The following is a 26,406-nucleotide window of genomic DNA, read 5'->3' on the forward strand; positions in this document are numbered from 1 at the left end:
GACGTTCACCCCACGACACGGGTTGTCACGAAGGGCGGCCCAATGTGATCTGATGCACCGACATCCGCCCCGACTCGAAGGCCAGGCCACCACCGACCAGGTAGAGCCGCCACACCCGGGCGATCTCCTCCCCCACCAGGGCGACGGCCTGATCCCAGTGGGACTCGAAGGTCTCATACCAGGCCTGGACGGTCTTCGCGTAGTCCTCCCGCATGCCCTCCACGTGCAGCACCTCGAAGCCGGCCTCCTCGAACATCGCCACAGTCCGCCCCACGGGACGCATGTGCATGTCGGGCGCGATGTACCGCTCGATGAACGGGCCGCCGCCGGGCGCGTTGGCCCCGCGTGACATCTGCTGGATGACGACGCGGCCACCGGGGCGTACCAGGCGGAAAAGGGTCGAGGCGTAGACGGGATAGTTCTCCTCCCCCACGTGCTCGCCCATCTCGATGGAGGAGATCGCGTCGTAGGGGCCGTCGGAGACGTCTCGGTAGTCCTGGAGCCGCACCTCGCCGCCGCGCGCCTCGACGAACGCCTTCTGCTCCGCCGCGATCGTCACGCCGACCGACTTCGCCCCGAACTCCGAAGCGTGCAGCACCATCGAGCCCCAGCCGCAGCCCACGTCGAGATGCCTCGTCCCGGACGACAGTTCGAGCTTGCCGCAGATCAGGTCGAGTTTGCGCCGCTGCGCCGAGGCGAGGTCGTCTCCGGGGGCCCATTTGGCGCACGAGTAGGCCATCGAGGGGTCGAGGATCAGCGAGTAGAAGTCGTTCGAGAGGTCGTAGTGGTGGGCGATCGCGTCGCGGTCGCGGCCGCGGGTGTGCAGCCGCCCGCGCAGCCGGGCCTCGCTATCGGGGATCGGCGGCCTCGGTCCGGCGACGCCGAGGCCGAGGAGGGTGCGCGCGCCACGCGCCAGCTCGGCCATCCCCGGGCCGCCGGAGGTCGCGGCCCAGACCCGCCGGAAGCCGTCGGCCATGTCCCCCTCGACGTCGAGGTGGCCGCTGACATAGGCGCGCGCCAGCCCCAGCTCGCCCGGCGCCCAGAGCAGGTGCCGCAGCGCCAGGGGCGATCTCAGCACGACCACGGGCGCGTCAGCGGGCCCGGCGAAACCGCCGTCCCAGGTGCGCAGCCCGACGGGCAGTGAGCCCCCGAAAAGCCCGGCGACCGTATCGGCCAGACGGGTGGCGACAACAGTCACGACCGGCCCCTCTCCAGAATGAACTGCCGCACGTTCAGATATCCCGATCGGAATCCCGCCTCCGAATAGGCCAGATAGAAGACCCACATCCGGTGGAATACCTCGTCGAATCCGAGCCGCGTGATGTCCGTCCGCCGCGAGCAGTATCTTTCCCGCCACAACCGCAGCGTCTCGGCGTAATCACCGCCCATCTCGTGATGCCCGGCGATACGCAGCGGGCCGAGATTCTGTTCGATGGCCGTGACGCTCGGCAGCAGGCCGCCCGGGAAGATGTATTTCTGAATCCACGTGTACGTAGAGCGCGACGCCACCATCCGATCGTGCGGCATCGTGATGGCCTGCAGGCCCACCCGCCCGCCGGGGGCCAGCAACCGATCGAGGGTCGCGAAGAAAACGGGCCAATAACGCTCCCCGACCGCCTCGATCATCTCCACGCTGAGCACCGCGTCATAAGAGCCGTGCGCCTCCCGATAATCGCAGAGCTCCACGGAAACCCGGTCGGACAGACCCGCCGCGGCCACCCGCTCCAGCGCGAACGCCCGCTGTTCCGCGGAAAGGGTGATCGTCCGGACCGTGGCGCCCCGCATGGCGGCGCGAATGGCCAGCGCCCCCCAGCCGGTGCCGATCTCCATCACCTTCGAGCCCGGCCCGACCCCGGTCTCGTCGAGCAGCCGGTCGATCTTGGCGTGCTGCGCCTCCTCCAGGTTCTCCCATGTGGCGGGTGCCCAGAAAAGCGCCGACGAATAGGTCATCGAGGGATCGAGAAACTCGGCGAAAAGGTCGTTCGACAGGTCGTAGTGGCGCTGGATGTTCCGCCGGGCGTTCTCGACGGTGCCCTCTTCCGTGCGGGGGTGCCGCCGCACCCACACTCCGCGCAACCGCTGGAGAGGGGCCGGAATCAGCGACGCCAGCTCCCGCGCCATCACGGTGAGCACACCGGCGAGGTCGTCGGCCTCCCAGTCGCCCGCCATGTAGGCCTCGCCGAACCCGATCAGCCCGTCGGAGCCCACCCGGGAGAAGAAGTCCTCCGCGCGCACCACCCGCATCAGGGGGCCCGACTGATCTCCGAGCATCTCCCCGTCGGGCATCTGAACGCGCAGCGGCAGGCGGGCCACCGCGTTGCGGAAGAGTTGTCGCACGACCCTGACCCTGAATGGAGATCGGGCGGGGGTGACGGCGATGGCGTGCGTCATGACGATTCTCTCTTTCGGGGAATGACGGGCAGCCCGCGCAGATAGAGCGCGACACCCTGCCGCCGGATGCGCGCCCCCACCAGCAGGGGCGCGATCCGCAGCCGGTTGCGCAACGTCGGGGGCACTCGCCGGCCGCGCAGTGTCGCCACGAACGGCTTGCCTTCTGGACGGTGAAGTGTCACCGCGAGGTCGAGCCGGTCGGACGGCGGCGGTAGCCGGAGCGTGTAGTGGCCGTCGACGGGGTTGAAGGGCGACACGTAGAGCTCCTTGCTCGTCTCGGCACGGCCGTGCGCGTCGGGGTGGAGCAGGTAGCGGTGGCGTCCTCCGTAGGTGTTGCGGACCTCGGCGACCACGACGCCGGTGTCGCACCAGTAGACGGTCAGGGGGTTGAAGACGTATCCGAGGGTGCGGCGCCCGGCCAGCATCGTGACCTTGCCCGCGTGCTCGCCGTGTTCGGCCAGGAAGGCGTCGAGCTCCTCGCGGGCGGCCGGGTCGAAGCCGCGCGGCAGGTCGTCGAGGTCCACGAGCCACAGGTAGCCGTCGTAGGTGAACGCCTTGCGCAGCGGCGTGGAACGCACGTGGGTGATGACGCAGCGGTACAGGGCGGGTGTCACCATCGTGCCCCCAGGTTCTCGGCGGCCTTCAGCCCGGACCGGCAGCCGTCCTCGTGGAAACCCCACCCGTGGTAGGCGCCCGCGAACGCCACCCGGCCGTCCGACAGGCCTGGAAGCAGCCGCTGCAGGGCGACCGTCTCGGGGGTGTAGACGGGGTGCTCGTAGTCCATCCGGGCGATGACATGTTCGTCCGGCACGTCGTCGCCGAGGGTGACCAGATAGCGGGTCTCGGTGGGCAGCCGCTGGAGGCGGGTCATGTCGTAGGAGACACGTACAGAAGATGGTTCGGCGCCACAGTCGGACATGCGGTAGTTCCACGACGCCCGCGCGCCCCTGGCGCGGGGCAGCGCGCCCGCGTCGGTGTGCAGGACCGCCGGATTGCACTCGTAGGCGAAATCGCCCAGGACGCGCTTCTCGAGGTCTGTGGGGGCCGCCAGCAGGGCCAGCGCCTGCCGGGGGTGGGTGGCCACCACGGCGGCGTCGTAGGTGGCGGTCTCGTCGCCGTCGTCGCGGATCTCGACCGCGTCGGCGTGCCTTCTCAGTTCGCGTACGGGTGTCGCGGTGCGCACCGCCGTGAGCCCTTTGGCGACCTTCTCCACATAGGTCCGGCTGCCACCCGTGACGGTCCGCCACACCGGGCTGCCGGTCACGCTGAGCATCCCGTGGTTGGCCAGGAACGTGAACAGGTAGCGCGCCGGGTAGCGCAGGGCCACCGAGGGCGAGCACGACCACACGGCCGCCACCAGCGGGGTCACGAAGTGCCGGATGAAGTAGGGCGGAAACCGGTCGACGACCTGGCCCAGGGTGCGGTCGTCCTCGGTCTCCAGAACCCGGTGGGCCGTCCGGTGGAAGCGCGGGACGTCGGCCAGCAGGCGCAGGTAGTGCGCCGAGGGCCGCTGCGCGAACAGCCCGGTCAGGCTTTTGCCGCCGGCGTATTCGAGGCCGCAGCCGTCGCAGCGGACCGACATGCTCATGTCGGACTCCTGGGTGGCCACCCCCAGTTCGCCGAACAACCGCGTCAGATGCGGATAGGTGCGGTCGTTGTGGACGATGAACCCGCTGTCGACCGCGAGCCCGGCGACGTCGTGGGTGTGGGCGTGGCCGCCGAGGCGGTCATCGGCCTCGTAGAGCGTCACGTCGTGTGTGGAACGCAGCACATGCGCGGCGGTGAGCCCCGCCACGCCGCTGCCGATGACCGCCACCGTCGGGCGCACCTGACCTCCCATGACCTGTCTTTATGGGCTCCTTCGGAGCGGAAGGCCGTTCGGTTTGGCCGGGAGACAGGTTTTTCCCGCGCCTGTGGGGGAGTTTTCGATCGCGCCAATTCGCCTCCACCTGTGGGGCGGATGGGGCAGAGTGATGACAGCGCACACGGTTGGAGCCCCCTCATGGACGTCAAGAAGTTAGTCACCTACGCGGCGATCGCCTTCGTGATCTTCTATCTGTTCACTCAGCCCCAGGGGGCGGCCAGCGCGGTGCGTGGCATCTTCGAAGCGATCGGTAACGGCGCCGAGGCGCTGGCCCAGTTCTTCAACTCCCTCTTCGTCTGAGGGCACGTGTGCCGGAAGGTCCTCCTCCCTATCCGGCTAGTTATGATCACTGGTGTTGCCGGGTAGAAAAACCCGGGACACATAACGCAGGAGGCCCCCCAATGCAGGTCAAGAAGGTGCTTACGTACGCAGCGATTGCGTTCGTGGTCTTCTACCTCTGGACGCAGCCGAGCGCAGCTGCCGGCGCCGTCAGGGGAGTGTTTGACGGTGTCACCTCGGCCGGTAACTCCCTGGCAACCTTCTTCAACGGCGTTCTTGACCAGTAGCAGGCCGGCCCGCGGCGACGCGGGCTTCCTCTTTTCCGGCGCCCACGGATGATCTTCAGGGGGCTCCGGCGCGCACCGATCGGGCGCCCGGACGCTCCCATGCGAAACTGGTCTGATGAGTGACCTGATCGCGGTGACGGGGGCGACCGGCGGGCTTGGCGGCCGGATCGCGCGCCGCCTGGCCCAATCCGGAGCACGACAGCGACTGGTCGTCCGAGACCTCTCCCGGGTTCCCCGGATCGAGGGCGCGGAGACCGTCCAGGCGTCCTACGAAGACCCCGCCGCCTTCGCGGCGGCCCTCGACGGCGCCGGGGTCCTCATGTTGATCTCGGCGACCGAACACCCCGATCGGGTGGCTCTCCATACGGCGGCGGTCGACGCGGCCGTGGCGGCAGGGGTTCCCCGCATCGTCTACACCTCGTTCCTCGGAGCGGGGCCCGAGTGCACGTTCACCTTCGGCCAGGACCACTGGCACACCGAGCGGCACATCGAAGAGACCGGAGTAGGTTTCACCTTCCTCCGAGACAGCCTCTACCTCGATTTCCTGGCCGACATGGTCGGGGACGACGGTGTGATCAGAGGGCCCGCCGGCGACGGCAGATTCGCCCCGGTGGCCCGCGACGACGTGGCCGCGGTGGCCGCCACGATCCTGCAGGACCCCCACGCCCACGAGAGCGCGACCTACGACCTGACGGGTCCCGACCTCCTGACGATGACCGAGGTCGCCTCGGTTCTCTCCTCTGTACGAGGTTCGCAGGTCACCTTCGAGAACGAGACCCTCGACGAGGCCTACGCCTCCCGCGCCAAGTACGACGCCCCCGACTGGGCGGTGGCGGGCTGGGTGACGTCCTACGCGGCGATCGGCGCGGGCGAACTCGACGCGGCGACCGACCACGTGATGAAGGTGACAGGGCATCCGCCGATGACATTGGCGCAGGTGCTCCAGGCCTGAGGCAGGGCGGTTCGGACCATGTCCCGAAATTTCGGGTCTTCTCGTCGCAGCGATGGTGTTTCGCGGAAGTCGTCGATTTCGGGGTCCCTCGTTCGTGTAGGTGGTGAGACCGAAAGGGCTGCCACCATGGGCAAGATCGTTGTGACCGAGAATGTGACGCTGGACGGCGTGATGCAGGGGCCGGGCCGCGCCGAGGAGGACACCCGAGGCGGGTTCCGGCACGGCGGCTGGGCCGGGCCCTACACCGACCCGGTGATGATGCGCGTGATGGGCGCGGGCATGGCCACGACCGGCGCGATGCTGTTCGGCCGCCGGACCTACGAGGACTTCTACTCCGTCTGGCACGGGCGGACCGACGGCAACCCGTTCACCGACGTCCTCGACAAAGCACGCAAATACGTCGCGTCCACGACGCTGAGCGAACCCCTGACCTGGCAGAACTCCACCCTGCTCGCCGGTGAGGCCGGTCCGGCCGTCGAGGCACTCAAGAAGGAGATCGACCACGACATCGTGGTGCTCGGCAGCGGCGAGCTGGTCCGATCGCTGCTCGCCGCCGGGCTCGTCGACCGGCTGGTGCTGTCGGTCCACCCGCTGGTGCTGGGGGCGGGGCGGCGGCTGTTCGCCGACGACGGGGCGCTCGCCGCGTTCCGGCTGGTGGAGAGCGTGCCCACCGGAACCGGTGTGGTGATCGCGACATACGAGGTGGCGTGACGTGAAGAACTATCTGCTCAGCATCTACCAGCCGCAGGGCCCGGCCCCCGAGCCGGAGACCATGCGGAAGATCATGGCCGAGCTCGACGTCCTGCGCCGGGAACTGGAGTCGACCGGTTCGTGGGTGTTCGGCGACGGGCTGCACGACCCGGCCACCGCCACGGTCCTGCGGCCCACGGGGGGCGAGGTGCTGATGACCGACGGGCCGTTCGCCGAGGGCAAGGAGCACCTCGGCGGGTTCGTGATCGTCAGGGCCCCCGATCTCGACGCCGCGCTGGAGTGGGGCCGCCGGTACGCCCAGGCGACCACCCTGCCCATCGAGGTGCGCCCGTTCGCGACCGAGGCCGGCGGCTGACCGGGATCGAGCGGGTCTTCCGCGAGGAGTACGGCCGCGCGGTGGCCGTACTCGTCCGGCTGGCCGGGGACATCGGCACCGCCGAGGAGGCGGTCCAGGAGGCGTTCGCCGTCGCGGCCGAACGGTGGCCGGGCGACGGGATCCCGCCGAGCCCGGCGGGATGGATCATCACCACGGCCCGCAACAGACTGATCGACCGCAACCGCCGGGAGGCGACCCGGGACAGCCGGCACGCCGAGGCGCTCCTGCTGCACGCCCCGGCCGAACCTCCCGAGGAGGGGCCCGTGCCCGACGACCGGCTGCGCCTGATCTTCACCTGCTGCCATCCCGCCCTGGCCGAAAGCGCGCGGATCGCCCTGACGCTCCGGCTGCTGGGCGGCCTGACCACCGGGGAGATCGCCCGCGCGTTCCTGGTGAGCGAGGCCACGGTGGCCCAGCGCGTCGTGCGGGCCAAGACCAAGATCCGGGACGCCGGGATCCCCTACCGGGTTCCCTCGGACGCCGATCTGCCGGGACGGCTGACCTCGGTGCTCGCCGTGGTGCATCTGATCTTCAACGAGGGCTACCTGACCGGTTCCGGCGAGCCGGTGCGCGACGACCTGTGCGCGGAGGCCATCCGGCTGGGACGCCTGCTGGCCGAGCTCATGCCCGACGAACCCGAGGTCCTGGGCCTGCTGGCGCTGATGCTGCTGATCCACTCACGACGTGCCGCGCGCGTCACGGCCGAGGGCTCATTGGTCCTGCTGGCCGACCAGGACCGCGCTCTCTGGGACCGTGATCTCATTGCCGAGGGTCAGGACCTCGTCCGCCGGTGCCTGCGGCGCAACCGGCCGGGGCCGTTCCAGATCCAGGCGGCGATCAACGCCGTGCACAGCGACGCCCCGACCGACTGGCGGCAGGTGGTACGGCTCTACGACCAGCAGATGGCCCTGGCCCCCACGCCCGTGGTGGCCCTGCACCGCGCCGTCGCCGTGGCCGAGGTCGACGGGCCGGCCGTGGCGCTGGACCTCCTCGACGACCTGGACCTCGACGGGCATCACCTGTTCCACGCCGTCCGAGCCGACCTGCTGCGTCGCCTCAGCCGGGACCACGAGGCCGTCGCCGCCTACGAGGCCGCCCTGGCCCGAACGGAGAATCCAGCCGAACGCGAGATCCTGCGAAGCCGACTGACCGAGAGGTAGCACCGGCCGACCGGGGGTGGCAACCGAACACGAGGCCGACCGCGCGTCGCGGCCAAACGCACGGTCCTGCGAAGCCAACTGACCGAGGTCCGGCCCGGGGTAGAACCGGCCGATTCAGGAACGCGGTCGCAGCGCGACAGAAGGCCGTTGTCCCGAAATTTCGGGACAACGGCCGCCGCAGCACAAAGGGCCGGGCGTGACCGCCCGGCCCTCAGCGGAAAGCCCTACCTGACGGGGTGGCCCGCCTCGCGCAGGGTGTTCTTCACTTCGCCGATCTTCAGTTCGCCGAAGTGGAAGACGCTCGCCGCCAGGACCGCGTCGGCCCCCGCGTCGATGGCCGGCGGGAAGTCCTCGAGCGTCCCCGCCCCGCCCGAGGCGATCACCGGCACCGTCACGGCTGCCCGCACGGCTTTGATCATCTCGATGTCGTAGCCGTCTTTGGTGCCGTCGCCGTCCATCGAGTTCAGCAGGATCTCGCCGACGCCGAGTTCCTGGCCGCGTGCGGCCCACTCGACGGCGTCGATGCCGGTTCCCTTGCGGCCACCGTGAGTGGTCACCTCGAAGCCGGACGGGGTGGGCGGGCCGTCGACCACGCGCCGGGCGTCGACCGACAGCACGATGCACTGCGAACCGAACCGCCAGGCCGCCTCACGCAGGAACTCGGGGCGGGCGATTGCTGCGGTGTTGATGCCGACCTTGTCGGCGCCGGCGCGCAGCAGGCGGTCGACGTCGTCGTTGGTGCGCACTCCCCCGCCCACGGTCAGCGGGATGAAGACCTGCTCGGCCGTCCGCCGGACCACGTCGTACATGGTCGAGCGGTCGGAGCTGGAGGCGGTGATGTCGAGGAAGGTCAGTTCGTCGGCGCCTTCGGCGTCGTAGCGTCTGGCCAGCTCAACCGGGTCTCCGGCATCGCGCAGGTTCTCGAAGTTCACGCCCTTGACGACCCGGCCGGCGTCGACGTCCAGGCACGGGATCACGCGCACGGCCACGGTCATGACCGGTAGGCCTCCAGTTCCACCTCGACCAGCATGCGCGGGTCGATCAGGCCGGCCACGCGCACGGAGGTGCAGGCCGGGCGGACCTCGCCGAACAACACGCCGTGGGCGGCGCCGGCCGCGTCGAAGTCGTCCTGGCTGACCACGAACAGGCGGGTGCGGACGACGTCGGTCACCGACGCCCCGGCCTTCTCCAGCGCGTCGAGCGCGACGCCGAAAGCCGTGAGGGTCTGGTTGTAGGCGTCGCCGACGTGCTGGACCTCACCGCCGATGGTGGCGGTGCAGCCGGAGACCAAAACGTGGTTCCCGGCGATGACGGCGCGCGAATATCCGTAGCGCTCCTCCCACGGACCGCCGGAGGAGATGCGCGTCAGAGGTTCGGTCATGCCCTCACCGCCGCAAGTGCCTCTTCGAGGGTGAAGGCCTGGGCGTAGAGGGCCTTGCCGACGATGGCGCCCTCGACGCCGATGCCGACCAGGCCGTTCAGGGCGCGCAGGTCGTCGAGGCTGGAGACGCCCCCGCTGGCGATGACCGGCTTGTCGGTACGGGCGCAGACCTCCCGCAGCAGGTCGAGGTTCGGGCCGCGCAGGGTGCCGTCCTTGGTCACGTCGGTGACGACGTAGCGGGGGCAGCCGTCGGACTCCAGGCGGTCGAGGACCTCCCAGAGGTCACCGCCCTCCTGGGTCCAGCCGCGGGCGGCCAGGGTGGTGCCCCGGACGTCGAGGCCGACGGCGATGCGGTCGCCGTACTCGGCGATGATCTTGGAGCACCACGCCGGGTTCTCCAGGGCGGCGGTGCCGATGTTGACGCGGCGGCAGCCGGTGGCGAGGGCGGCCTCCAGGGAGGCGTCGTCGCGGATGCCGCCGGACAGCTCGACCTGGACGTCGAGCTTGGCGGTCACCTCAGCGAGCAGTTCACGGTTGGAGCCACGGCCGAAGGCGGCGTCGAGGTCGACGAGGTGGATCCATTCGGCTCCGGCGTCCTGCCAGGCGAGGGCGGCGGCGAGCGGGTCGCCGTACGAGGTCTCCGAGCCCGCCTCGCCTTGCACCAGGCGGACCGCCTGGCCATCGGCCACGTCCACGGCGGGGAGCAACACGAGTGACATCTGTTCAGGACCTCCGGTCGAAGAGAACGGTGACGAGCACCGGAACGATCAGGATGGACACGGCCAGCACGGCGAGCCTGGCCATCACGGTGCCGAGCGTCAGCCAGGCGATGACCTGGACGAGCACGAACAGCATGGCCATGACCGCGTTCTGGGCGCGGCGGCGCCGGGCCAGCACTCCGCCCTGCCGGGCCACTCTGACCGGCTTGGGCAGCACGGCCGTGATCCGGCCGCGCAGGTCCCGCAGCCGGGCCGACCTGGCCTCGCGGCGGGCCCGTTCCTCCGCCAGGCGGGCCTTCTCGGCCTCCCTCTCGGCCCGGCGGATGGCCCGCTCCTTGCTCATGAGAGGGTGTTCAGCCAGTTGGCGAGCAGGGTGGCCCCCGCGTCGCCCGACTTCTCGGGGTGGAACTGGGTGGCCATGAGCGGGCCGTTCTCGGCGGCGGCCACGAACGACGACGTCCCGTGGGTGGCCCAGGTGACCAGCGGCGCCTTGAAGCCGTCGCCGGGCACGAGTTCCCATTCGCGCACGCCGTAGGAGTGGACGAAGTAGAAGCGGGTGTCGGCGTCGAGGCCGGCGAACAGGACCGAGTCGCCGGGCGCGGTGACCGTGTTCCACCCCATGTGGGGCAGCACGGGCGCCTCCAGCCGCTCGACCGTGCCGGGCCACTCGCCGCAGCCCTCAGTGTGGACGCCGTGCTCGACGCCCTTCTCGAACAGGATCTGCATGCCGACGCAGATGCCCAGCACCGGACGGCCGCCCGACAGACGGCGGGCCACGATCTGCTCGCCGCGCACCGCCCGCAGACCGGTCATGCAGGCCGCGAACGCGCCCACGCCGGGCACCACGAGGCCGTCGCAGTTCAACGCCTCGTCGAAGTCGGACGTCACCGTGACATCGGCGCCGGTCCGGGCCAGCGCCCGCTCGGCCGAACGCAGATTGCCCGAACCGTAGTCGAGCACGACGACCTTCTTGCCCGCTCCCATCAGAGCACCCCCGTCGTCAGGGCCGGCGCAGCGAGATCGCCGATCGCCTGCGGGGCCACTTGCGCACCAAACCCGGCCGGCGCGCGCTCAGCCGATGTCACTGCCACCACATCACCCCCGCCGTAAAAGCCAGCACGGACAGCGCGCCGGTCACCACCGCGGCCAGCTTCAGCTTCTGGCGGGCGAAGGACCACACCCCGCCGATCAGGAAGAGGCCGATGAAGATCATGGCACTGGCGGAGAAGTTCACAGCACACCCTTGGTGCTGGGCACCCCGGTCGCCCGGGGGTCGAGTTCGGTGGCCGCGCGCAGCGCCCGTGCCAGGGCCTTGAACTGGGCCTCGACGATGTGGTGGGCGTTGCGGCCATAGGGGACGCGGACGTGCAGGCAGATCGAGGCCGAGGCGACGATCGACTCCAGGATGTGGCGGGTCATCGTGGTGTCGTAGTCGGGCCCGATCATCGGGGCCATGTTCTCGGGCTCGCTGTGCACGAGGTAGGGACGGCCGGAGAGGTCGACGGTGACCTCGGCGAGCGCCTCGTCGAGGGGGCAGGACGCGCTGCCGAACCGCCGGATGCCCGACTTGTCGCCCAGGGCCTGCTTCAGGGCGGCGCCGAGCGCGATCGCGGTGTCCTCGATCGTGTGGTGGGCGTCGATGTGCAGGTCGCCCTCGGTCTTGACGGTCAGGTCGAACAGACCGTGCTTGCCGAGCTGGTTGAGCATGTGGTCGAAGAAGCCGACCCCGGTCGCGATCTCGACCTCGCCGGTGCCGTCGAGGTCGATCTCGACCAGGACGGACGTTTCCTTCGTCGTGCGTTCGATGCGTCCGACCCTCATGAGAGGACCCCTTCCAGGGCGGCGCGGAACGCCGCCATCTCTTCGCTGGTGCCGATCGAGACCCGCAGCCACTGGGCCGGACCGGTCTCCCGGATCAGGACGCCGCGGCTGAGGACGTCTTCCCACACTTGGTGGCGATCCGGAAACTTACCGAATAGCACGAAATTGGCGTCAGAGTCAGCCACGGACAGGCCACGTTGCCGTAGCCAGGTCACGGTCGCGTCGCGTTCGGCCCGCAGCGCGGCGACCGTGCCGAGCAGATCGTCGCGGTGCGCGAGAGCCACCCGGGCGGCGGTCTGGGTCAGCGTCGACAGGTGGTAGGGCAGCCGGACCAGCAGCAGCGCGTCGACCACCGCCGGGTCGGCGGCCAGATAGCCCACCCGCGCCCCGGCCATCGCGAACGCCTTGGACATGGTCCGCGTGACGATCAGCCGCGGGTGCCTGGGCAGCAGCGACAGCGCCGAGGGGGTGCCCGTACGGGCGAACTCGAAGTAGGCCTCGTCGACGACGACCATGCCCGGCGCGGCGGCGACGACCCGCTCGATCACCGCCAGCGGCAGGGCGGTGCCGGTCGGGTTGTTGGGCGAGGTCAGGAAGACCACGTCGGGCCGGTGCTCCTCGATGAGGGCCACCGCGCGGTCGGGGTCGAGTGAGAAGTCCTCTTCCCGGCCGCCCTCGATCCAGCTGGTGCTGGTGCCGGAGGCGATGATCGGGTGCATCGAGTAGGAGGGCTCGAAGCCGATCGCCGACCGGCCGGGACCGCCGAAGGCCTGGAGCACCTGCTGCAGGATCTCGTTGGAGCCGTTCGCCGCCCACAACTGGCCGGCGGTCAGGCCGTGGCCGAGGTAGTCGGCCAGGTCCTTGCGCAGCTCGACCGCGTCGCGGTCGGGGTAGCGGTTCAGCGTCGCGGCGCTCTGGCGGACCGCCCGGGCCAGGTCGTCGAGGAGCGCCTCGGACGGCTGGTAGGGGTTCTCGTTGGTGTTGAGCTGCACCGCCACGTTGAGCTGGGGCGCACCGTAGGGGTGCTTGCCGCGCAGGTCGTCGCGGATGGGCAGGTCGTCGAGCGTGGTCATCAGCTGGGGATCTCCCAATCGAACCGGGCGCGGATCGCGGCGCCGTGGCCGGGCAGGTCTTCGGCGTCGGCCAGCGCGCACACCAGCGGCGCGGCCTCCGCGAGCGCCTCGCGGCTGTAGTCGACGACGTGGACGCCCTTGAGGAACGTCTGCACCGACAGACCCGAGGAGTGACAGGCGCAGCCGCCCGTGGGCAGCACGTGGTTCGACCCGGCCATGTAGTCGCCGAGCGAGACGGGTGCGTGCGCCCCCACGAAGATCGCGCCAGCGTTCCTGATCTTAGAGGCCACCAGGGCGGCGTCCGCCGTCTGGATCTCCAGGTGCTCGGCGGCGTAGGCGTCGACGACCTTGATCCCGTCGTCGATCGAGGAGACCAGGACGATGCCCGACTGCCGGCCGGCCAGCGCCTCGGTGATCCGCTCGCTGTGCTTGGTGCGGGCGACCTGGGCCTTGAGCTCGCGCTCGACCGCGTCGGCCAGGTCGACCGAGTCGGTGACCAGGACGGCGGCGGCCAGCGTGTCGTGCTCGGCCTGCGAGATCAGGTCGGCGGCGACGTGGACGGGGTCGGCGGTCGCGTCGGCGAGCACCGCGATCTCGGTCGGACCGGCCTCGGCGTCGATCCCGATGCGGCCCTTGAGCAGCCGTTTGGCCGCCGCGACCCAGATGTTGCCCGGCCCGGTGACCATGGCGGCGGCGGGGCAGTCTTCGGTGCCGTACGCGAACATGGCGACGGCCTGGGCCCCGCCCACCGCGTAGACCTCGTCGACCCCGAGCAGCGCGCAGGCCGCCAGGATCGTCGGGTGGGGCAGCCCGTCAGGCGCCTGGGGCGGTGAGGCCACCGCCATCGACGGCACCCCGGCCTCCTGGGCGGGCACCACGTTCATGATCACGCTGGACGGATAGACGGCCAGGCCGCCGGGCGCGTAGAGGCCCACGCGGTCGACCGGGATCCAGCGCTCGGTGACCGTGCCACCCGGGACCACGGTCGTGGTGACGTCGGTGCGGCGCTGGTCGCGGTGGACCAGGCGGGTGCGGCGGATGGCCTCTTCGAGAGCGGCGCGGACCGTCGGATCGAGCTCCGACAGAGCCTTCCCCAGAGCCTCGACGGGGACGCGGGCGGTCGGGAGGTCGAAGCCGTCGAAACGATGGGTCAGCTCCCGCACGCCCTCCGCGCCTTTATGGCGCACCTCCTCGCAGATGGACCGCACCTTCGAAAGGGCGGTCTCCACGTCGAGCTCGGCGCGGGGCAGCACGTCGCGCAGGTTCCCCGGAAGGGGCCCGCGCAGGTCGATACGGGAAATCACCCGAACAGTCTACGGACGCCCGGTCCGGAATCCCGCGATGTCCATCATGCGGACATTCGGGGCACCAACCACAAAAGCCATTCACTTCACAACGAGTGGAGCGATCCCGGCTTATGCCGTCAATAAGATGAGTCGGGTGACCACGCTCTCCCCACCCCTCCCGGCTCCGGCGCGCGACCGGCTCGTGCCGCCGCAGCCCGGCAGCGTGCTGTGGGGATGGCTCGGGCCGCTGATCGTGACGGTCCTCGGCGGGATCCTGCGGTTCTGGAACCTCGGCAAGCCCCACGAGGTGATGTTCGACGAGACCTACTACGCCAAGGAAGCGCTGTCGCTGCTGCGCTTCGGCGTGGAGACCAAGAGCGTCGACAAACCCGACGTCCCGCTGCTGGCCGGGGGCGACGGGGTGTTCCGGGCCTGCGCGAAGGTCGCCGAGTGCGCCGACTACGTGGTGCATCCGCCGCTCGGCAAGTGGACGATCGCGCTCGGCGAGTGGATGTTCGGGATCAACCCGTTCGGCTGGCGGTTCATGGCGGCCGTCGTCGGGACGCTGTCGATCCTGATCCTGGCCCGCACCGCCCGCCGGATGACCCGGTCGACGCTGCTGGGCTGTTTCGCCGGGCTCCTGCTGGCGGTCGACGGCATGCACATGGTCATGTCGCGGGCCGCGCTGCTCGACATCTTCCTGTCGTTCTGGCTGGTGGCGGCGTTCGCCTGCCTGGTCACCGACCGTGACCACATGCGCGCGAAGCTGGCCGGGTGGCACGCCCGGTCGATCCTCGACGACTTCGGGCCCGCTCTCGGGTGGCGGCCGTGGCGGCTGGCGGCCGGGCTCTGCCTGGGCGCGGCGACGGCGACCAAGTGGACGGGCGCGTTCTTCGTCGTCACGTTCCTGATCCTGACGCTGTGCTGGGACGCGGGGGCGCGGCGGTCGCTGGGGCTGCGCAGGCCGTACCGGGGGCATCTCAGCAAGGATCTGCCGCTCGGCGTCGCCTGGATGTGGGTCGTTCCTGTCGTGGTCTATGTGGTGTCGTACGCGGGATGGTTCGCCAGTGAGCGCGGCTGGGCGCGCAACTGGGCGCAGGCCACCGACCACGGGTGGGCGTTCTTCGTTTTCGACTCGATCAGGTCGCTGGTGGGCTATCAGCTCCAGGCGCTGTCGTTCCACACCGGGCTGGCCTCGGGCCACAGTTACGCCACCGAGCCGTGGCAGTGGCCGCTGCAGTATCGGCCGGTGCTGCTGCACTACAGCTCGCCGACGGGGTGCGGGGCCGAGTCGTGCTCGTCGGCGATCTACGCGGCGGGCACCCCGATCCTGTGGTTCGCCGGGCTCGCGGCGATGGTCGGGATGCTCTCCTGGTACACCGCGACGCGCGACTGGCGGGCCGGGGCGGCGCTGCTCGGCTACGCCACCGGCTGGGTCCCCTGGTTCTACTACGCCATCGTCGACAACCGGACGATGTACCAGTTCTACGCCCTGCCGATGGTGCCGTTCATGATCCTGGCGCTGACCCTGGTGGCCGGGCTGGCCCTCGGGAAACGGGACGCGAGCCCCGCCCGCCGGTCGAGGGGCGCGGTCGCGGTCGGCGTGTTCGCGCTGCTGGTGCTGGCCAACTTCGCCTGGCTGCAGCCGATCCTGACCGGCGACACGATCACCTACGACGGCTGGCGGGCGCGGCTGCTCTATTCGTCGTGGGTGCCGCCCGCCGGCGACTAACCGATGGTGATGGGGCTGGTCACCACGTTGAGTTCGGCGCCCCGGAACTGGAGCCGGAACCGGCCGCGCGGGATCGGGCGGATGGTGAACCCGCCCACCTCGTCGACCGGGACGCCCGGACCGGGCCCCGCGCCGGTGACGACGTGGATCTCCCCGGCGACCGGCGGGTCGAACTGGCCCTGGAGCGCGTCGCCGGTGACGCCGAGCTCGATCAGCAGCCCCGAGCCGGTCTGGAACGCCAGATCGCGCAGCGCGGCCACCTCTTCGGCCCGGACCAGCGGCCCCGGCGCGCCGGCCGTGGCGGAGTCGTAGCTGAGCTCGGCCAGCTCGGCGTCGACCAGCCGCCAGGTGTAGATCGCCCTGCCCATCTCGACCAGCCCGGGAGGCGCCTGGTCGGCGGCGCGCAGCACCACCGCCAGCTCCTCCATGAGGGCGTCGTCACGCATGGCTGTCTCCTCCCTCAGTGCCCGCGGGCCGCAGGCGGACGGCCCGTCTGGACACTACAGGCTGAGCTCGGCGAGCACCTCGTCAGCGGCGTCGGCGACGATGAGGTCGGCCGCCGCGCGCGCCGACAGGTTCTGGGCCGTCGCCCGCGCGGCGATCTCGCCGACCACCGCGGCGCAGGCGAAGGAGGTGCCGCTCCAGGTGGCGTACCCGTCGAACTGCTGTTTGTCCTGTACGGCCACCTCGCCGTCCAGGTTCCGCTCGTACATCTCGACCTCGCCGGAGAGGTAGGTGCTGGTCACCGCGAGGCCGTCGGCCAGCACGTTGATCCACGGCACCTTCGGGCTGAACTCCGCCCCCCGGGCGCCCACGGCGATCACGTCGGTGCAGGCGGCCGGCCAGACCGGGGTGACCTCGGTGATCCCCATCAGCTTGCGTTTCTGGGAGGGCCTGCCGTGGTTTCCGGCCGCCGCGACCAGCACGATCGAGGGCGCGAGGCGCTGGACCGCCCGCTCCAGCACGGTCGGCGGCCGGTTGTCGTGGGTGGTGCAGCCGAACGACATGTTGATCACGCGCACGTCGGTCCTCAGGAAGCCCACCATGGCCTTGGCCACCGTCCATGAGGAGACCTCGACGCCCCTGTTGTCGAGGATCGACCGCATGACGAGAACCGCGTCGGGGGCGTGCTTGAGGATGACCCCGGCGACGAAGGTGGCGTGCCCGACGGGCGCCGGGTGCGGCGCGGCGCCCGAGTAGATGTCCTTGGCGGAGGCCAGGAAGCGGCCCTCCAGTTCGGGGTGGGGCACGATCTTGGAGTCGAGGATGCCGATGTGCGTGCCGATGCCCGGCGCGGTCGAGCGGGTCAGGTCGAGGTGGACGGCCGGGACGAGCTCGTCGGGGCGGCCACCTCCCGTGTACGGGGAGCCCTGGACACCGTCGAGCAGCCGGTTCTTGGCCATCGGGGGCGACCAGCCGTCGTATTTCTCCTCGAAGGAGGTGCGGAGGGCGTACAGAACGAGATCGAGAGCCGGAATCGGGTCATCCGGGTTGTACTGGCCCTCCCGGGACCGGCGGACGCCCGCCAGGTAGCCGGAGATGAGGGTCTGTTCGATGGCGGCCAGGTCGGGGAGCTCGCAGAGGGCGAGGCCGAGTTCGGGGCTGGTGTCGAGTTCCCGCCAGGTGTGGCCGGTCAGCTCGGTGAGGCTTTTCTGGACGAGTGTCCGATATCGAAGGTCGACCACGAGCTGGTCGACCTTCCAGGCCTCGGTGTCGCTGCGGAACACGCCGCCCGAGTCGGTGAAAGGCATGGGATCTCCCTTGATGATGTCCACTTCCGATTGATGAGCGGGCACTCACCGGTTTGATACATCCCCGGCGAATATCGAATGAGAAACTGCCCCGGGTGACGACGATCCAGGATCCGGCGCGGGCGGCGCTCATGCTCGCGGAGGCCGATCCGAGCCGGGCGGTGATCGTCGCGGCGTCGGTCGCCTCCGCCGCCAGGGACCGCAACGATCTCGTCGCGCTGTCGCGGGCCGAACGGGCGCTCGGCATCGCGGCCGTCCACCTCGACGACCTGGCGACGGCGGCCCGGCACCTGCGCGCGGCGATCCGGACCGCCGACCGGGCGGGCTCCCCCGAACTGGCGGCCGAGGCGCACATCCGGATGGCGTTCGTGACCAGCATGCGCGGGCGGCCCCGGCAGGCCCTGTCCGATCTCGAGGCGCTGCTGCCCGGTCTGCACGGCGAGCTCCGGGGGCGGGCCGAGGCGCAGCGCGCCGCCGTGTTCAACCACCTGGGGCGGCACGCCGACGCGCTGGCGTCCTACCGGCAGGCCGTCCCGGTCCTGCGGCGCGCCCAGGATCACGTCTGGCTGCAGCGGGTGCTGTCCAACCGCGGGATCGTGTACGGCTACCGCCACGAGTTCGCCCTGGCCGAGGCCGACTTCCACGAGGCCGAGGAGCTGTGCGCCGACCTCGGGCTGGACCTGTCGCTCGCGGTGGTGCGGCTGAACCTGGGCTGGGTGCGGGGGGTGCGGGGGGACGTACCGGGCGCGCTGCGCTATCTCGACCTGGCCGAGACCCGGTTCCGCGAGCTGGGTACCCACCAGCTCGGGTGGCTGCTGAGCGACCGGTCGGAGCTCCTGCTGTCGGTGGGCCTGACCGCCGAGGCGCGGGCCGCCGCCGAGGAGGCGGTCGGGGAGTTGCGGCGCCGCAGGCGGGCGATCGTCCTTCCGGAGGTACGCCTCCTTCTCGCCCGCACGGCCACCCTCGACGGCGATCACGAACAGGCGGTCGAGGCGGCCCGCCGGGCGGCCCGCGAGTTCGGCGCCCAGCAACGACCGGAGTGGCGGGCCCTGGCCTCGTTCGTGGTGCTGCGGTCACGGCTGGCGGCCGGGCATCCGGGAGTGTCGGTGGCCCGGCTCAAGGCCGTCGCCGAGGAACTGGCCGAGGCGGGCTGGACCGCCGCGTCGGTGGAGGCCAGGCTGCTGGGAGCCCGCCTGGCCTTGGCCTGGAGACCCGGCGCCGGTTCGCCGACGGCCCGAGGGGCTCGGGCTCGCGCGCTCGAGCTGCTCGCCGTCGCCGCGCGGTTCCGGCATCGGGGGCCCGCCCTGCTTCGGGTGCGTGGCTGGCAGGCCGAGGCCTTACGCAGGCTGGCCGTCGGTGATCCGGGCGGGGCTTCGGCGGCGGTGCGGCGGGGGTTGCGGCTGCTCGACGAGCATCGGGCCGCGCTCGGGGCGACCGACCTGCGGGCCCATTCGGCCGAGTTCCGGGTCGAGCTGGCCGAGCTCGGGCTGCGGATGGCCCTCGACCGGGGCGGTCCCGCGCAGGTGCTCGGGTGGGCCGAGCAGGGGCGGGCGAGCCACCTGCTGATGCGCCGTGTCCTGCCCCCCGACGATCCCTGGCTGGCCGAGCACCTGACCGAGCTGCGGGCGGTGGCGACCGACGCGCGGACGTCCAGGGACCCTTCGGTCACCGACCGGCAGGCCCTGCTGGAGCGCCGCATCCGCGACTACATCCGCGCCCAGGCGGGCGCGCCGCAGCGGCCGGAGGCCGGGCGGGCCCCCGGCGTGGTCCGGTCGCTCGCGCCGCTGCTGGAGGATCGGGCGCTGGTCGAGTTCGTGCTGCTGGACGGGGTGCTGCACGCCGTCACGGTCATCGGCGGACGATCGCGGCTGACCGCGCTGGGGCCGGTGGGACCGGTGCGGGACCTGGTCGAGCGGGTGCCGTTCGCGCTGCGCCGGCTGGCCCGGTCGGGCGACACCCGGGGCGGTTCGTCGGCGGCGGCCCGGATGCTGCGGCACGCCGCCGCGCGCCTCGACACGCTGCTGCTCCAGCCGCTGGGCCTCGGCGACCAGCCGTTGGTGATCGTGCCGACCGGCCCGCTGCAGGGGCTCCCCTGGCCGGTGCTGCCGTCGTGCGCGGGGCGTCCGGTGGCCGTGTCGCCGTCGGCGGCGCTGTGGCGCAAGGCCGCCGCGCCGACCGGCGAGGGCGCCGCGGGGCCGATCGTGGCGGTCGCCGGGCCGGGGTTGCCCGACGCGGCGGCGGAGGTCGCCGAGGTCGCGGCCATCCACGGCGTCACCCCGGTCGAGGGCGGCGCGGAGGAGACCCTGGCCGCGCTCGACGGCGCCCGGCTGGCCCATCTGGCGGCCCACGGCCGCGTCAACGCGGCCAACCCGCTGTTCTCCGCCCTCCAGCTGTCCGACGGCCCGCTGACCGTCTACGACCTCGAACGGCTGCGCATCGCGCCGAAGCTGGTCGTGCTGGCCGCCTGTGAGAGCGGGCGCTCGGTGGTCAAGGCGGGCGACGAGCTCCTCGGGCTCAGCACGACCTTCCTGGCCCTGGGCACGCGGTGCGTGGTCGCGTCGATGGTGCCGGTGCCGGACGCCCGTACCCGGCCGTTGATGATCGCCCTGCACGAACGGCTCGCCGCCGGGCTGCCCGCCGCCACCGCGCTGGCCCAGACCCAGCACGACGCGGGCGACGACGTCACGGCGGCCGGGTTCGTCTGCATCGGCGCCGACGCGGGCCTCTAAGGTGATCGGGTGGCGAAGACGAAAGGCGGGCAGGGAACCCCCGCGACGGTGGCGCTGGCCAAGGCCGGTGCCGAGTTCACCCTCCACCCCTACGAGCACGACGCGAACGCGCAGGCCTACGGCGAGGAGGCCGCCGACGCGCTGGGCGTGCCCTACGAGCGGATCTTCAAGACCCTGGTCGCCGAGACCGAGGCCGGTCTCGCCGTCGCGGTGGTGCCGGTGGCCGGGAAACTCGACCTGAAGGCCTTCGCGGCGGCGCTGAAAGGCAAGAAGGCGGCCATGGCCGACGCGGTCAAGGTCGAGCGGGTGACCGGTTACGTGGTCGGCGGCATCAGCCCGCTGGGCCAGCGCAAACGGCTGCCGACCGTGGTCGACGCGTCCGCGCTGGCCTTCGAGACGATCTACTTCTCGGCAGGTCGCCGGGGTCTCCAGATAGAGACGGCCCCAGCCAACCTCGTGACGCTCACGAGCGCCATCACCGCGGAGATCGGCAAGCTCTAGCCTTCTTCGGCCAGGGTGCCGCACGCGAAGCCCTCTTCGCGCTCGGGGTCGAGCTGCACCTGCGTGAGGACCGCCGACTCCATCGGGCGGCGGATGGTCTCCATCATGTCGCAGTCGTAGATCAGATAGGTGCCCTCCCGCTCGCCGAGGAGCATCATCCAGCGGCCGTCGTAGAGCGGCGTGCCCTTCTCCTTGTCGGTCAGGATCGCCCACTGGTCCTGGAAGCCGACGGTGCTGAGCAGGAGGTTCGCCTGACCGGTCTCGCGCATGGTCTGCGCCGCCGAGGCGAGGTTCAGGATGAGCAGGAAGCCCAGCCCGAGGCCGGTCAGGCCGCCGATGAGCACCTTCAGCCCAGCCCGGCCGGCGGGCCTGCGGCGCAGGAGCTGGAAGGGCACCAGGAAGGCCACCAGGCCCAGGCCGACCGCGATGACGACCATGATCGTCAGGTCGAGGTCGGCGAAGAAGTTGTAGAAGCCCCAGTACGTCGCCCCGCACCACAGGGCTGCGATCAGCCCGGCCACCCACGGCTGCGACCTGATCCAGCTCACCACGCGCCCGGCCGTGCCGAGGGTCACGACGTTCACCAGCCAGCCGAGCCCGACGAGCAGGCCGAGCAGCGGGATGCCGAGCAGGATCACCAGGACCAGCGTGCTCATGAGGCGGCTGAACAGGACGGACTGGTCGATGCCGGCCTGCTGGGGGTTGATGCCGAACGTGGCGTAGATCTCCTCGATGCCGAGGTAGAGGACGGCGTACAGGGCGACGCCGATCGGGAGGACGACCGAGGCGATCCGCTCGAGCAGGCTGATCACGCTGCCGCGGTCGTCGTTCTCCTCGGCAGGCCGGACTTCCGGCATATCCCGATTTCTTGCTTCATCTATGGGGAGTTCCTGATCTATCACGGTCAAGGAGAGTAATGATTGCTGACTCTTCTGGTGACTGAAACTTCAATTATTTGTCCGCGTGCGGGTCTGTGGCGTTGAGCACAGTCACGACGTGGTCGTAGTCGCCGCGGATCTCGGCGTTCCGCAGGAACTTGACCCGCTCGGTCTGGATCTCCTTCGCGTCGGGCTGTGACTCCAGCAGGGCCATGGTCTCGGCGATGAACTCGTCGAGGGGCATGGCGTGCTCGTTGTCCTGCTGGCCCGGCATCAGCTCGGTCTGGACCGAGGGCGGCACCAGCTCGACGACCTTGACCGAGGTGCCGGCGTACTGGAGGCGGATCGACTCGCTGAGCATGTGGATCGCGGCCTTGGAGGCGTTGTAGGTCGGAGTGACCTTCAGCGGGACGGACGCGAGGCCCGAGGAGACGGTGACGATCGTGGCGTCATCCTGGCTCCGGAGGTGGTCGATGAAGGCGGCGATCAGCCGGATCGGGCCGAGGACGTTGGTCGTGATGACCGATTCGGCCGTGGCGAGGAACCCTTCGGGCCGGGTCCAGTCTTCGGCCCGCATGATTCCGGCCATCGTGACCAGCACGTTCAGGCGCGGGTAGGCCTGGAGCACCTCCTTCGCGGCCTGCTCGATGCTCGCCGGGTCGGCGGTGTCGACCCGTACCGTGCCGAACCCTTCCGCGGCGAGCTGCTCGAAGCGCTCGGACCGGCGCCCGCCGACGATCACGGTGTTGCCCTTGTCGCGCAGCGCCCTGGCGAGGGCGAGGCCGATGCCGCTCGTGGCGCCGGGGATGAAGACGGTGTTTCCGGTGATGTCCATGGCTCCGACTCTTCCCCGAAGGCCGGGAAAGGTGCAGAGAGCGCTTGTCGGGGGATCGGCGATCCCTGGTTACCGTTTTCCGGCCCGGCATAGGTTGGTGTACGTGGACCGCTCAGCCCTCGCCGACTTCCTCCGCCGCCACCGGGAGGCCCTGCGCCCCGAAGACGTGGGGCTGCCGGAGGGCGCCCGCCGCCGCGCCCCGGGACTGCGCCGCGAGGAGGTCGCCGCGCTGGCGCTGATGTCGACCGACTACTACACGAGGCTCGAACAGCGCCGCGGCCCGCAGCCGAGCGAGCAGATGCTCGCCTCCCTGGCCCGGGCGCTGCGCCTGACCGGCGACGAACGCCACTACCTGTTCCGGGTGGCCGGCCGGACCGCCCCCGAGAGCGTCACCGGCTCTACCCACGTGGCGCCCGCTTTGCTCCGGGTCCTCGACCGCCTCGACGACACCCCCGCGCTGATCCTGTCGAACCTGGGCGAGACCCTGGTCGCCAACCGGATGGCCCAGGCCCTGTTCGGCGACCGGTCGGCCCACACGGGCCTGGCCCGCAGCGACGTCTACCGCTGGTTCACCGTCCCGGGCGAACGCCACGTCTACCCCGAGGACGACCGAGACCGCCAGAGTCGCGCGATGGTGGCGAACCTGCGGGCGGCGTACGGGACGATGGGCCCGAAGTCCCGGGCGGGCGAGCTGGTCAGGGCCCTCCAGAAGGCCAGCCCCGAGTTCGCGGACCTCTGGGAGCGCCACGAGGTGGCCCGCCGTTTCGAGGACCACAAGATCCTGATCCACCCACAGCTGGGGCCGATCGAGCTCGACTGCCAGGTCCTGTTCACCGAGGACCAGTCACAGGCCCTGCTGGTCCTGACCGCTCCACCGCGCAGCGAGGGCGACGAGAAACTGAAGCTACTGGCGGTCGTCGGCCACGAGCGTTTCTCCGTCTAGCCGTCCGGGGTCGTGGTCGTAGAGCCAGCCGGTGGCCTTCTCGTAGAAGCGGTCGAAGAACAGCGGCATCATGATCTCCCGGAGCCGCGCGGCCAGGGGCCCCGCCGTTTTGGCGTCCCGGTTGGCGGCCGCCGTCTTGGCCAGCTTGCCCGTGCGGTCATGGCGCAAGCGGTCGAAGGCCGCCAGGGCCGCCGGGACGGTCTCCGCCTCAGCAAGTTGGCGGGCGAGGGCGACGGCGTCCTCGATCGCCATCGAGGCGCCCTGCCCTGCGCCGACCGGATGGGCCGCGTCGCCGACCAGCACCGTGCGGTCGTCGTGGCGGCGGGTCACCGGAGGGAGCACGTGCAGCAGGGTGGACGCGGTCACCGCCGAGGAGGCGCGGAGCACCGCGAGCGGCGTCTTCTCGGTCCGGAACAGCCCGGCCAGCTCCGCCAGGCCGACGGCGGCCAGGTCGGGCGGCGGATCGGCCGCGGCGACCTGGGCGGACCACCACACCGTGCCGTCGGGGGCGGGCAGGTAGATGAAGGCTCCGCGTCGCGCGAAGACCATGTTGAAACCCTGCGGCCGCTCCCCGGGCAGCCGGACGGGCCCGTCGGTGGCCCCGGAGATCGAGTACAGACCCGCGTAACGAGGCTCGGGAGCCGAGGGGTCCAGCGCCCGGCGGGTGGCCGACCAGATCCCGTCGGCTCCCACGACGACATCGGCCGGTGAATCGCCGCAGCCCCGGCTGCCGAGGAGGATCCGGGCCCCGGCTCGCGCCGCCTCCTCCCGGAGCACCCTGACCAGATCGGCACGCATCAGCGTCACACTCCGCAGCGGGTCGCCCGACCGCCGCCCGCGCGGCACGTCGCCCAGCGGCCGATCCCGCCCGGACCACATGCGCTGCCGGTCCACCGGGAATCCCGCTCTCCGCACCGCGTCCAGGCACCCGAGCGCGTCGAGGGCGCGCAGCCCGTTGACCGACAGGCTGAGATACGACCCGACCGTCCCGCCGGGATCCTCATACGCCTCGTGGACCGTCACCTGAGCCCCGACCCGGCTCAGCGCGATCGCGCTCGCCGCCCCGGCGACCCCGCCACCCACCACCGTCACCCGCATGCCGCACCCCCTGAATCAACATTCACCGAATCTCCATTCGGTGAAATCGAGTTCAGTATGCTGTCGCCGCGACGACGACGTCAAGAAAGAGGACCGGTGGGAGTACGCAAGGCGAGGGCGGCCGAGACCGAGGCCGCCCTGAAAGAGGCCGCGCTGCGGCAGTTCACGGAGCGCGGCTATCTGAACACCAAGATCACCGACATCACGGCGGCGGCCGGGCGGGCGACGGGTTCCTTCTACGACCACTTCGCGAGCAAGGACGACCTGCTCCAGGCACTGCTCGCCGACATGCACGGCAAGGCGCACGACCAGCTCGCCCAGGAGGACCACCCGCCCCACGACCTGACGGACCGCGACCAGCTCCGCGAACATCTGGCGGTGGCCTGGTTCCTGATGCGCGACAACCGTCCGGTCATGACCGCCCTATTCGAACAGGCGATGACCGCGGGCCCTCGCGCGGGCCAGAGCTGGCGGCGCCTGACCGAGGACACCCGGATGCTCCGCGACCACCTGGAGCACCTGCGGCAGGAGGGGCACTCCCTGCCCGGGGACCCGGAACTGGTCGCGGCGGCGATGGGCGGAATGCTGTCGATGCTCGCCTACGCCCTACTGGGCGGCGATCCGGACTCCGGCCGCTCCGACGACGAGGTGATCGACACCGTCACGCGGCTCCTCCTCCACGGCCTCGCCGGTCCGAGCTAGACGGGCGACCCGCAGCACTTCTTGTATTTGCGGTCGGACCCGCACCAGCACGAGTCGTTGCGGCCCGGCGGCCAGGCGATGTCGTCGTCGGGGTCGGTGGCGGCGACCAGTTCGAGGCGCTCCTCCTCCGAGGCGGGGGCGTCATCCCCTAGGTGGACGACCGCGACCCTGGTCTCCAGGTCGGCCTTCTTGAACCGGGCCTCCAGCGCCTGGAGGTCGTCGCCGGGCACATACGGCAGCCGCACGGTCGGCTTCTTCTCGATCACCGGCTGGGTCGTCTTCGGCGCCTTCGGTTCGGTCGCGGCCAGGGCCTCGACCTGGTCGGACAGCGGGCCGGGGCCGCCGAAGCGGCGGCGGAGCAGATCGAGGTAGCGGAGCGTCGCGGGCGGGCGGCCCAGGTTCAGCGCCAGCCGCAGGGCCTCGTCGAGGAGGTCGGCGGCGAAGGCGGAGTCGAACGGGCCGGCGATCATCGCGGCGGCCGGGTAGAACTCCTCGTCGCGCTCCTCGTCGGGCAGGCGGCCGAGCTCGGTGCGCCGGGTGCGCAGCAGGCGCAGGGCCGTCGCGGAGTCGCCGAGCTGGCCGTGGAGCTCGGCCATCGGGGCGCGCAGAGGGCCGCTCAGGGCGGGCTCGACGCCGATGAGGTCGTGCAGGAGGTCCAGGGTGTCCTGCTCCCAGCCGTCGACGGTGTAGTCGTCGATGAGCTCCACCACATAGGCGGGGATGCGGCGGTCACCCCGGGCCCTCGGGTCCATCAGGGCGTCGGCGAGGAGTTCCCAGGCGGCGCGTTCCTCACCCCGGTCGTAGGCGCGCTCGAGCGCGGCGTCGAGGTCGAGAGGGCTGAAGAGATGGTCCGGAAGCACGATCGCACCCTACCGAGGGCGTAGCCCAGGTTCACCTTCACGGAGGACGAAACGGGCATACCCCCGGGCGTAATTTT

General features: G+C 71.0%; 30 protein-coding genes. 11 read left to right on the plus strand and 19 right to left on the minus strand.

The genetic code is table 11. The annotated features are described in order from the left end of the window. Positions 1-25: 25 nt before the first annotated feature. Genes AW272_RS07465 through AW272_RS07480 form a run of 4 tightly spaced genes read right to left on the minus strand, consistent with a single transcriptional unit; the run spans position 26 to position 4,231 of the window. Positions 26-1,198: an SAM-dependent methyltransferase gene (locus tag AW272_RS07465; protein WP_066362067.1), complete on the minus strand. Its 1,173-nt coding sequence runs from the start codon at positions 1,196-1,198 to the stop codon at positions 26-28. Continuing rightward, positions 1,195-2,337: an SAM-dependent methyltransferase gene (locus tag AW272_RS07470; protein WP_245657246.1), complete on the minus strand. Its 1,143-nt coding sequence runs from the start codon at positions 2,335-2,337 to the stop codon at positions 1,195-1,197. Before AW272_RS07470 ends, AW272_RS07465 begins: the two co-directional genes overlap by 4 nt. Before the next feature lie 50 nt (positions 2,338-2,387). After that, positions 2,388-3,008, minus strand: coding sequence for a DUF1365 domain-containing protein (locus tag AW272_RS07475; protein ID WP_066362071.1), 621 nt, complete (start codon positions 3,006-3,008; stop codon positions 2,388-2,390). Further along, complete coding sequence (locus AW272_RS07480) at positions 3,002-4,231, minus strand: NAD(P)/FAD-dependent oxidoreductase (RefSeq protein ID WP_066362073.1); 1,230 nt, start codon at positions 4,229-4,231, stop codon at positions 3,002-3,004. Before AW272_RS07480 ends, AW272_RS07475 begins: the two co-directional genes overlap by 7 nt. 162 nt (positions 4,232-4,393) lie before the next feature. Between AW272_RS07480 and AW272_RS43105 the strand changes: the two genes are divergently transcribed. The 6 genes from AW272_RS43105 to AW272_RS07500 all read left to right on the plus strand — a co-directional run bounded on the left by AW272_RS43105 (position 4,394) and on the right by AW272_RS07500 (position 8,020). Further along, positions 4,394-4,555 carry a hypothetical protein gene (locus AW272_RS43105; RefSeq protein ID WP_169807504.1) on the plus strand — a complete coding sequence of 54 codons (162 nt, stop codon included), beginning with the start codon at positions 4,394-4,396 and terminating at the stop codon, positions 4,553-4,555. 101 nt (positions 4,556-4,656) lie between these two features. Continuing rightward, complete coding sequence (locus tag AW272_RS43110) at positions 4,657-4,821, plus strand: hypothetical protein (protein ID WP_169807505.1); 165 nt, start codon at positions 4,657-4,659, stop codon at positions 4,819-4,821. Positions 4,822-4,936: 115 nt separating this feature from the next. Continuing rightward, positions 4,937-5,773 (plus strand): NmrA family NAD(P)-binding protein, encoded by an 837-nt coding sequence (locus AW272_RS07485; RefSeq protein WP_066362077.1) that lies wholly within the window; start codon positions 4,937-4,939, stop codon positions 5,771-5,773. A 126-nt stretch (positions 5,774-5,899) separates the two neighbouring features. Then, the gene (locus tag AW272_RS07490; protein ID WP_066362079.1) at positions 5,900-6,484 is read left to right on the plus strand and encodes a dihydrofolate reductase family protein; all 585 of its coding nucleotides are present in this window, start codon (positions 5,900-5,902) and stop codon (positions 6,482-6,484) included. A 1-nt stretch (position 6,485) separates the two neighbouring features. Continuing rightward, entirely contained in the window at positions 6,486-6,839 is a 354-nt protein-coding gene (locus AW272_RS07495) for a YciI family protein (RefSeq protein WP_083958090.1), read from the plus strand. A gap of 5 nt (positions 6,840-6,844) precedes the next feature. After that, positions 6,845-8,020: an RNA polymerase sigma factor gene (locus AW272_RS07500; protein ID WP_369408720.1), complete on the plus strand. Its 1,176-nt coding sequence runs from the start codon at positions 6,845-6,847 to the stop codon at positions 8,018-8,020. 224 nt (positions 8,021-8,244) lie between these two features. Here AW272_RS07500 and hisF read toward each other — a convergent pair whose 3' ends face one another. The 9 genes from hisF to hisD all read right to left on the minus strand — a co-directional run bounded on the left by hisF (position 8,245) and on the right by hisD (position 14,318). Further along, the gene (hisF, locus tag AW272_RS07505; protein WP_066362081.1) at positions 8,245-9,015 is read right to left on the minus strand and encodes an imidazole glycerol phosphate synthase subunit HisF; all 771 of its coding nucleotides are present in this window, start codon (positions 9,013-9,015) and stop codon (positions 8,245-8,247) included. Further along, positions 9,012-9,401, minus strand: a complete 390-nt coding sequence (locus AW272_RS07510) for a RidA family protein (protein WP_066362083.1) — start codon at positions 9,399-9,401, stop codon at positions 9,012-9,014. Before AW272_RS07510 ends, hisF begins: the two co-directional genes overlap by 4 nt. Next, positions 9,398-10,120 carry a bifunctional 1-(5-phosphoribosyl)-5-((5-phosphoribosylamino)methylideneamino)imidazole-4-carboxamide isomerase/phosphoribosylanthranilate isomerase PriA gene (gene priA / locus AW272_RS07515; RefSeq protein WP_066362086.1) on the minus strand — a complete coding sequence of 241 codons (723 nt, stop codon included), beginning with the start codon at positions 10,118-10,120 and terminating at the stop codon, positions 9,398-9,400. Before priA ends, AW272_RS07510 begins: the two co-directional genes overlap by 4 nt. A gap of 4 nt (positions 10,121-10,124) precedes the next feature. Then, the gene (locus AW272_RS07520) at positions 10,125-10,463 is read right to left on the minus strand and encodes a hypothetical protein (RefSeq protein ID WP_066362088.1); all 339 of its coding nucleotides are present in this window, start codon (positions 10,461-10,463) and stop codon (positions 10,125-10,127) included. Beyond that, the gene (gene hisH / locus AW272_RS07525) at positions 10,460-11,104 is read right to left on the minus strand and encodes an imidazole glycerol phosphate synthase subunit HisH (RefSeq protein ID WP_066362090.1); all 645 of its coding nucleotides are present in this window, start codon (positions 11,102-11,104) and stop codon (positions 10,460-10,462) included. The genes AW272_RS07520 and hisH overlap by 4 nt, the downstream gene beginning before the upstream one ends. A gap of 97 nt (positions 11,105-11,201) precedes the next feature. Then, on the minus strand, positions 11,202-11,354 hold the full coding sequence (locus tag AW272_RS41845) for a CG2302 family histidine operon protein (RefSeq protein ID WP_157518423.1): 153 nt from the start codon (positions 11,352-11,354) through the stop codon (positions 11,202-11,204). Further along, positions 11,351-11,941: an imidazoleglycerol-phosphate dehydratase HisB gene (gene hisB, locus AW272_RS07530; RefSeq protein WP_066362094.1), complete on the minus strand. Its 591-nt coding sequence runs from the start codon at positions 11,939-11,941 to the stop codon at positions 11,351-11,353. Before hisB ends, AW272_RS41845 begins: the two co-directional genes overlap by 4 nt. Beyond that, the gene (locus AW272_RS07535) at positions 11,938-13,017 is read right to left on the minus strand and encodes a histidinol-phosphate transaminase (protein ID WP_157518448.1); all 1,080 of its coding nucleotides are present in this window, start codon (positions 13,015-13,017) and stop codon (positions 11,938-11,940) included. The genes hisB and AW272_RS07535 overlap by 4 nt, the downstream gene beginning before the upstream one ends. Then, positions 13,014-14,318, minus strand: coding sequence for a histidinol dehydrogenase (gene hisD, locus AW272_RS07540; RefSeq protein WP_066362099.1), 1,305 nt, complete (start codon positions 14,316-14,318; stop codon positions 13,014-13,016). Before hisD ends, AW272_RS07535 begins: the two co-directional genes overlap by 4 nt. Positions 14,319-14,454: 136 nt before the next feature. Here hisD and AW272_RS07545 point away from each other — a divergent pair, with 136 nt between their 5' ends. Then, the gene (locus AW272_RS07545) at positions 14,455-16,032 is read left to right on the plus strand and encodes a dolichyl-phosphate-mannose--protein mannosyltransferase (protein WP_245657258.1); all 1,578 of its coding nucleotides are present in this window, start codon (positions 14,455-14,457) and stop codon (positions 16,030-16,032) included. On the opposite strand, the gene AW272_RS07550 is transcribed toward AW272_RS07545, so the two are convergent. Continuing rightward, a complete protein-coding gene (locus AW272_RS07550; protein WP_066362101.1) occupies positions 16,029-16,478 on the minus strand; it encodes a hypothetical protein in 450 nt (149 codons plus the stop codon). The genes AW272_RS07545 and AW272_RS07550 overlap by 4 nt on opposite strands. Positions 16,479-16,532: 54 nt before the next feature. Beyond that, on the minus strand, positions 16,533-17,783 hold the full coding sequence (locus AW272_RS07555) for a S8 family peptidase (RefSeq protein ID WP_157518424.1): 1,251 nt from the start codon (positions 17,781-17,783) through the stop codon (positions 16,533-16,535). Between the two features lie 95 nt (positions 17,784-17,878). Here AW272_RS07555 and AW272_RS07560 point away from each other — a divergent pair, with 95 nt between their 5' ends. Both AW272_RS07560 and ybaK read left to right on the plus strand, forming a co-directional pair. After that, positions 17,879-20,512: a CHAT domain-containing protein gene (locus tag AW272_RS07560; RefSeq protein WP_083958092.1), complete on the plus strand. Its 2,634-nt coding sequence runs from the start codon at positions 17,879-17,881 to the stop codon at positions 20,510-20,512. A gap of 9 nt (positions 20,513-20,521) precedes the next feature. Beyond that, entirely contained in the window at positions 20,522-21,013 is a 492-nt protein-coding gene (ybaK, locus tag AW272_RS07565) for a Cys-tRNA(Pro) deacylase (protein WP_066362104.1), read from the plus strand. Here the strand turns inward: ybaK and AW272_RS07570 are convergent. Together AW272_RS07570 and AW272_RS07575 are read right to left on the minus strand one after the other, a co-directional pair. Next, on the minus strand, positions 21,010-21,870 hold the full coding sequence (locus AW272_RS07570) for a hypothetical protein (protein ID WP_066362106.1): 861 nt from the start codon (positions 21,868-21,870) through the stop codon (positions 21,010-21,012). The genes ybaK and AW272_RS07570 overlap by 4 nt on opposite strands. Positions 21,871-21,964: 94 nt before the next feature. Then, entirely contained in the window at positions 21,965-22,726 is a 762-nt protein-coding gene (locus AW272_RS07575; protein ID WP_066362108.1) for an SDR family oxidoreductase, read from the minus strand. A gap of 103 nt (positions 22,727-22,829) precedes the next feature. Here AW272_RS07575 and AW272_RS07580 point away from each other — a divergent pair, with 103 nt between their 5' ends. After that, positions 22,830-23,669: a helix-turn-helix transcriptional regulator gene (locus AW272_RS07580; RefSeq protein WP_066362589.1), complete on the plus strand. Its 840-nt coding sequence runs from the start codon at positions 22,830-22,832 to the stop codon at positions 23,667-23,669. Here AW272_RS07580 and AW272_RS07585 read toward each other — a convergent pair. Next, a complete protein-coding gene (locus AW272_RS07585) occupies positions 23,631-24,767 on the minus strand; it encodes an FAD-dependent monooxygenase (RefSeq protein ID WP_066362110.1) in 1,137 nt (378 codons plus the stop codon). The two genes, AW272_RS07580 and AW272_RS07585, sit on opposite strands and share 39 nt — an antisense overlap. A gap of 96 nt (positions 24,768-24,863) precedes the next feature. Between AW272_RS07585 and AW272_RS07590 the strand changes: the two genes are divergently transcribed. Further along, positions 24,864-25,469 (plus strand): TetR/AcrR family transcriptional regulator, encoded by a 606-nt coding sequence (locus tag AW272_RS07590; RefSeq protein WP_066362113.1) that lies wholly within the window; start codon positions 24,864-24,866, stop codon positions 25,467-25,469. Here the strand turns inward: AW272_RS07590 and AW272_RS44855 are convergent. Beyond that, positions 25,466-26,329: an SEC-C domain-containing protein gene (locus tag AW272_RS44855; RefSeq protein ID WP_066362114.1), complete on the minus strand. Its 864-nt coding sequence runs from the start codon at positions 26,327-26,329 to the stop codon at positions 25,466-25,468. The two genes, AW272_RS07590 and AW272_RS44855, sit on opposite strands and share 4 nt — an antisense overlap. Positions 26,330-26,406 lie beyond the last annotated feature (77 nt).

The sequence above is a fragment of the Herbidospora mongoliensis genome (assembly GCF_001570545.1).
In the GTDB taxonomy this organism is placed as follows: Bacteria; Actinomycetota; Actinomycetes; order Streptosporangiales; family Streptosporangiaceae; genus Herbidospora; species Herbidospora mongoliensis.

Bases quoted from the DNA above. Each gene is read 5' to 3' on its own strand.
- hisH (WP_066362090.1), bottom strand. From the start codon at position 11,104: ATGGGAGCGGGCAAGAAGGTCGTCGTGCTCGACTACGGTTCGGGCAAT.
- hisB (WP_066362094.1), bottom strand. From the start codon at position 11,941: ATGAGGGTCGGACGCATCGAACGCACGACGAAGGAAACGTCCGTCCTG.
- AW272_RS07485 (WP_066362077.1), top strand. From the start codon at position 4,937: ATGAGTGACCTGATCGCGGTGACGGGGGCGACCGGCGGGCTTGGCGGC.
- AW272_RS43110 (WP_169807505.1), top strand. From the start codon at position 4,657: ATGCAGGTCAAGAAGGTGCTTACGTACGCAGCGATTGCGTTCGTGGTC.
- AW272_RS07585 (WP_066362110.1), bottom strand. From the start codon at position 24,767: ATGCGGGTGACGGTGGTGGGTGGCGGGGTCGCCGGGGCGGCGAGCGCG.
- AW272_RS07475 (WP_066362071.1), bottom strand. From the start codon at position 3,008: ATGGTGACACCCGCCCTGTACCGCTGCGTCATCACCCACGTGCGTTCC.
- AW272_RS07520 (WP_066362088.1), bottom strand. From the start codon at position 10,463: ATGAGCAAGGAGCGGGCCATCCGCCGGGCCGAGAGGGAGGCCGAGAAG.
- AW272_RS07550 (WP_066362101.1), bottom strand. From the start codon at position 16,478: ATGCGTGACGACGCCCTCATGGAGGAGCTGGCGGTGGTGCTGCGCGCC.
- hisF (WP_066362081.1), bottom strand. From the start codon at position 9,015: ATGACCGTGGCCGTGCGCGTGATCCCGTGCCTGGACGTCGACGCCGGC.
- AW272_RS07555 (WP_157518424.1), bottom strand. From the start codon at position 17,783: ATGCCTTTCACCGACTCGGGCGGCGTGTTCCGCAGCGACACCGAGGCC.
- AW272_RS43105 (WP_169807504.1), top strand. From the start codon at position 4,394: ATGGACGTCAAGAAGTTAGTCACCTACGCGGCGATCGCCTTCGTGATC.
- AW272_RS07490 (WP_066362079.1), top strand. From the start codon at position 5,900: ATGGGCAAGATCGTTGTGACCGAGAATGTGACGCTGGACGGCGTGATG.
- priA (WP_066362086.1), bottom strand. From the start codon at position 10,120: ATGTCACTCGTGTTGCTCCCCGCCGTGGACGTGGCCGATGGCCAGGCG.
- AW272_RS07575 (WP_066362108.1), bottom strand. From the start codon at position 22,726: ATGGACATCACCGGAAACACCGTCTTCATCCCCGGCGCCACGAGCGGC.
- AW272_RS07510 (WP_066362083.1), bottom strand. From the start codon at position 9,401: ATGACCGAACCTCTGACGCGCATCTCCTCCGGCGGTCCGTGGGAGGAG.
- AW272_RS07570 (WP_066362106.1), bottom strand. From the start codon at position 21,870: ATGCCGGAAGTCCGGCCTGCCGAGGAGAACGACGACCGCGGCAGCGTG.
- AW272_RS07480 (WP_066362073.1), bottom strand. From the start codon at position 4,231: ATGGGAGGTCAGGTGCGCCCGACGGTGGCGGTCATCGGCAGCGGCGTG.